Origin of the sequence: Gallibacterium faecale, from assembly GCF_027920745.1 — a bacterium.
Lineage (GTDB): Bacteria > Pseudomonadota > Gammaproteobacteria > Enterobacterales > Pasteurellaceae > Gallibacterium > Gallibacterium faecale.
In genome coordinates this window covers 1-5096 of the sequence record NZ_JAQIBB010000004.1, presented here as the reverse complement: position 1 = coordinate 5096, position 5096 = coordinate 1, and the positions used below count along the sequence as shown (strand labels likewise).

7 protein-coding genes are annotated in these 5096 nt (G+C 34.7%); 4 read left to right on the top strand and 3 right to left on the bottom strand.

What is annotated here, in order from left to right; all coding sequences use genetic code 11:
• Nucleotides 1-46 precede the first annotated feature (46 nt).
• On the bottom strand, nt 47-577 hold the full coding sequence (sodC, locus tag PF272_RS00980; protein WP_271141302.1) for a superoxide dismutase [Cu-Zn] SodC: 531 nt from the start codon (nt 575-577) through the stop codon (nt 47-49).
• A 207-nt stretch (nt 578-784) separates the two neighbouring features.
• Between sodC and PF272_RS00975 the strand changes: the two genes are divergently transcribed.
• Nucleotides 785-1606, top strand: coding sequence for a DNA ligase (locus tag PF272_RS00975; protein WP_271141301.1), 822 nt, complete (start codon nt 785-787; stop codon nt 1604-1606).
• Here the strand turns inward: PF272_RS00975 and yqfB are convergent.
• Together yqfB and PF272_RS00965 are read right to left on the bottom strand one after the other, a co-directional pair.
• Complete coding sequence (gene yqfB, locus PF272_RS00970) at nt 1570-1899, bottom strand: N(4)-acetylcytidine aminohydrolase (RefSeq protein WP_271141303.1); 330 nt, start codon at nt 1897-1899, stop codon at nt 1570-1572. The two genes, PF272_RS00975 and yqfB, sit on opposite strands and share 37 nt — an antisense overlap.
• 4 nt (nt 1900-1903) lie before the next feature.
• The gene (locus PF272_RS00965; protein ID WP_065234747.1) at nt 1904-2557 is read right to left on the bottom strand and encodes a trimeric intracellular cation channel family protein; all 654 of its coding nucleotides are present in this window, start codon (nt 2555-2557) and stop codon (nt 1904-1906) included.
• 369 nt (nt 2558-2926) lie between these two features.
• On the opposite strand from PF272_RS00965, the gene PF272_RS00960 reads away from it, so the two are divergent.
• From PF272_RS00960 to PF272_RS00950, 3 genes are all read left to right on the top strand, one after another.
• Nucleotides 2927-4186, top strand: a complete 1260-nt coding sequence (locus PF272_RS00960) for an NRAMP family divalent metal transporter (protein ID WP_271141300.1) — start codon at nt 2927-2929, stop codon at nt 4184-4186.
• Between the two features lie 76 nt (nt 4187-4262).
• Entirely contained in the window at nt 4263-4739 is a 477-nt protein-coding gene (locus PF272_RS00955; RefSeq protein ID WP_271141299.1) for a low molecular weight protein-tyrosine-phosphatase, read from the top strand.
• A gap of 69 nt (nt 4740-4808) precedes the next feature.
• The gene (locus tag PF272_RS00950; protein WP_271141298.1) at nt 4809-5030 is read left to right on the top strand and encodes a YdcH family protein; all 222 of its coding nucleotides are present in this window, start codon (nt 4809-4811) and stop codon (nt 5028-5030) included.
• Nucleotides 5031-5096: the final 66 nt, after the last annotated feature.

Sequence of the window (5096 nt, the reverse complement as noted above, 5' to 3'; positions counted from 1 at the left end):
TTGTCTACTACCCTATTTTTTATCAAAAAAGTTTTGAATAAAAAGATTATTTAATTACACCACAAGCCATACGTGCGCCACCACCGCCAAGTGCAGCTGGATGATCAGAGTGATTATCGCCACCGGCATGAATCATTAACGCTTTATCTTTAATTTGATCAAGTGATGTTAAGCGAGGAGCGAGAACAGGATTTGTTGCAGTACCGTCATGATTTACAGCTAATGCAGGAAGATCTCCTAAATGTGCGTCATCTTGCCATGGGAAACCGTGTTTTTTAGTTTTATTTGGATCCCAATGTCCACCAGCACCTAAACCTGCGGTTAGTTTGCCATCTTTCTCTTTTGCTGCGCAGCTAGCATTTTCATGAATATGGAAACCATGAACACCAGGGGTTAAATTAGTGAGTTTTGGAGTAAAGACTAAGCCATATTTAGATTCTGTGACTTCTACAACACCAATATCTTTATCACCATTAGCAGGATCTAAAAGTTTCATATTAATGGTAACAACATTGTTGGCACTGACTGCCGCACTAAAAAGCCCACAAAGAGAAAGGAATAATAATGATTTTTTCATGTTAATCACCTTTGGTTGGTTAGTTTGTATACAAAGCAGCTGTAAACTAGCACTAAAATAAATCGTTGTATAGTACCGAAGAGTATTACCTTTCTGTTATTAGATAAATAATTTTATTTTTTCGAATTAGCTCACATTTTTTACAGTAAAAACAACTTCTTTTATCGTAATTTCTTATGTTAAGACCTTTCGATAAAAGGAGGCATTATGCGAATTGTTTATTTTATTTTCTGTTTATTATTTTTGTTACCAGCTGCAGCGAAAGAGCCAGTGATGTTATTAAAAGAATATCAAGATCAAGACCTTAATGGATGGGTAATGAGCGAAAAATTAGACGGTGTTCGTGGTTTTTGGGACGGTAAGCAGTTGATTACTCGGCAAGAGAATCGTTTATCTCCACCAGACTATTTTATTAAAGATTTCCCTCCGTTTGCGATTGATGGCGAATTATTTAGTGAACGCGGTAAATTTGAAGAAATTTCTAGTATTACTCGTAGTTTAGAGGATAAGGGATGGCATAAGTTAAAATTATATGTCTTTGATGTTCCTAATGCAGAAGGAGATCTCTGGCAACGGTTACAAGTACTACAAGATTATTTGGCAAAACATCCTTCACCTTATATTGAAATTATTCCACAGTTACCAATAGCAAATAAGCAGGCCGTATATCAATTTCTCGATCAGATAGAACAATTAGGTGGAGAGGGCGTTGTTGTACGTAACCCAGCAGCCCATTATACCGTTGGACGGAGTAGCCAAATTTTAAAATTAAAACGCTATCAAGATGAAGAATGCACAGTGATTGCACATCATAAAGGGAAAGGGCAATTTCACAATGTGATGGGGTCATTAACATGTGAGAATTATCGAGGAAAGTTTAAAATCGGATCCGGTTTTTCATTAGCTGATCGAACAAATCCACCACCGATTGGAAGCGTGATTACCTATAAATATCGTGGAGAAACCGCAAAAGGTAAACCGAAGTTTGCCACTTACTGGCGACAACGTTCTTCTTCATTGACTAATTGATAGTGAATTACATACAACTGATCTGTATTTGGATAAATATCACGAATAACTTGTTTTAATTCTGGCAAGGTCATATTTTCTTGACTCGCATGAGTATCATTTAATTGATGATAAGAGATCGGCGTGATTGCCAGAATCTTAATTTTTGCAAACCATTGATGTTGTTCATAAGTAAATACATCAACGATACTACCAATAGCGAAATCTTTTTCACTAGCATCACGGATTGTGATAGTTTTTGTTCCATTGAGAATATTAGTCTGGAAACATTGGTAAAAAGTAATTTCTGTCATCATTTTATTTTTTCCTTTTTGGTAATTTATCCACCCAAGCCCAATTTTTATCTTCTTGGTAATCAAAAACAGGCAAACCTAGACCGAAACGAATAGCGAGTAATCGAGAGAAAAAGCCTGTTGCAAGAGTAATTAAAATAACGGCATCTTGTGGAATATGAGTTTCTTGTAAGGCGATATAAATGACCGTGGCTAAAAAGGCAATACTGGCATACAGTTCTTTCTGAAAAACGAGTGGAATACGGTTACAGAGTAGATCTCGTAATACTCCACCAAATGCACCAGTAATAATTGCTGCAACAGAAGCAATAATAAAACCATGTCCCATATCGAGAGCTACTTGTGCACCAATAATTGAAAAAACGATTAAGCCTAACGCATCTAAAATTAAGAAAACTGCTTTTAGATAACGCATTAAAGGAGCAATAAAGACAGTTAATATGGCAGCACCAGCGACAATAGCAATATATTCTGGGTGCTTTACCCAACCTAAAGGGTAATGTCCTAATAACACATCACGCACAGAACCACCACCGATGGCAGTTACAGAAGCAATAATGATAACACCAAAAATATCCATTTTTTCTCTGCCTGCGGCTAAAGCGCCTGTAATAGCTTCAGCAGTGATACCAATTAAATAAAGAATTGTTAATAGCATAATGATCTGTTTTCTATTGTGAGAGGTAGAGATTGTACTTGAAAGTACATTTTTTCGTGAGTGTTTTTTATTAGTAATATTGTCAATAGGTTACAGAAAAAGTAGTAAAAGGATTAAATAATCAGCAAATAAACTGTTACGGAGTTGTTTTTAATAAAAAAATTAAACGCTAACAAGTTCCTCTTGCTTAATTATTAATAAGTTAATCATGATGTAATTTGGTTTTTTATTCTTATAAATTATAAAAATGTAGTTTTTTATAAAATTTAATCAGAGATAAACTCTGGATTTTGACATTGATCTCAGGATTTTTTTGTGTTGTGATTTTTGAGATAACACAACTTATTACATATAAAAAGAGCATTTACTATGAATACAACTACTTTAGATCAACACTCGTCAACTTCTACAATCAAAAGTCGTCTTTCTGCATTAGGGCCAGGTATTTTAATGGCTTCTGCCGCAGTCGGTGGATCACATCTCATTGCTTCAACACAGTCTGGTGCTATTTATGGCTGGCAATTAGCGATCATTATCATTTTGGCGAATGTCTTTAAATATCCTTTTTTCCGTTTTGGGGTGCAATATACGCTGGATACAAATAAAACCTTACTTGAAGGATATCAAGAAAAAGGAACATTCTATCTATGGATTTTCTTTTTACTCAATATTTTTGCCACAATGATTAATACGGCAGCAGTTGCATTGCTCTCTGCGGTGATTTTATCTTTTGTACTGCCATTACCAGTACCAACATTAAGTTTAACTGTATTAGTGATCAGTTTAGGGATTTTGTTATTAGGACAATATCGTTTATTAGATGGTTTGTCTAAGCTGGTGATGATTTGCCTAACAATTGCTACAGTCTTAGCGGTGGCTATTGCTGCGATTCGTGGTGGTGTTGCTCCAGAAGGTTATGTGAGTGAAAGCCCTTGGCAATTAGGTGCGTTAGCCTTTATTGTCGCATTAATGGGATGGATGCCAGCGCCAATTGAAATTTCTGCAATTAATTCTATGTGGGTGGTAGCAAAAAAACGGATCACCGAAGTGTCATATCGTGATGGGATATTTGATTTTAATGTGGGATATATTGGTACAGCGATTTTGGCGCTTATCTTTTTGGCATTAGGTGCATTAGTGCAGTATGGCTCTGGTGTACCTGTAGAAATGGTAGGTGGTAAGTATATCGCACAATTAATTGGAATGTATTCATCGACAATTGGTGAATGGGCAAAAGGGTTAATTGCATTAATCGCATTTCTCTGTATGTTTGGTACTACTTTAACCGTGATTGATGGATACTCACGTACAAATGTCGAAAGTTTGAGATTATTACTTCATAAAAAAGGTACAAGAGCTACTTATTTAAATATCTCTTTTATTTTAGCAACGTTATCTGGTGCAATGATTATTTTCTTCTTCAATAATGCATTAGGCCCAATGTTAAAATTTGCAATGATTGCTTCTTTTGTTACAACACCAATTTTTGCTACATTAAATTTATTGTTAGCCTTGCGAGGAAAGCATCGAGTAACAGGCGGACTCTACTGGCTTTCTTTAATTGGCTTACTTTATCTTACTGCATTTGCATTATTATTTATTGTGTATCAATTAGGTTGGTTAAATTAATCAAATACTTGCTTGCTATATTTGAGATAAGGCAGTAATTTTACTGCCTTATTTTTTAAGTTTATAGGAAATTACTATGCATAAAATCAGTGTATTATTTGTCTGTTTAGGGAATATCTGTCGTTCACCAATGGCTGAATTTATTTTTAAGGATAAAGTACAGAAAGCGGGATTAAGTGAATTTATTCAGATTGATAGTGCAGGAACCGCTGGTTGGCATAGTGGAGAAGGAATGCATTGCGGTACAGCAGATATGTTAGATTTACATAAAATTGAGAGCAATGGCTTTCGTAGTCGGCAAGTACGCAAACAAGATATAACACAGTTCGATTATATTATTGGTATGGATGACAGCAATATTGAAGATTTAGAACGTTTGTTTGGTCATCACCCAGAGCAGATTTTTAAAATTACTAACTTATGTCCACAATTAACCAAAGATCATATTCCAGATCCTTGGTACACGCATAACTTTGCGGAAACATATAGTTTATTAGATCAATGTTGTGAAGCATTATTGCAGAAAATAAAACAACAAATAGACAAAGTGTGATGTTGTTCACAGTAGCCTAATAGGAAAAACGCTATATTAAGGATAAGTTACTATCCAGAGAAGAAAATTATGTTTCCAGAATATCGTGATTTAATTAGTGTATTAAAAAACCAAGATAAGCATTTTGCTAAATTATTTGATGAGCATAATGAACTCGACCATAAAATTCAAAATATGATAGATAAGATCGATTATGGCACTCCAGAGGAAATCGAAACGCTTAAAAAAATGAAATTACGTTTGAAAGATGAGATGTATATCATTCTGAAACAATATGCAGAAAATAAATAAGATAAAACCCAGCTAAAAAGCTGGGTTTTGTTTTGTTGTGATATGATAAAAATAAAGGCACATTTA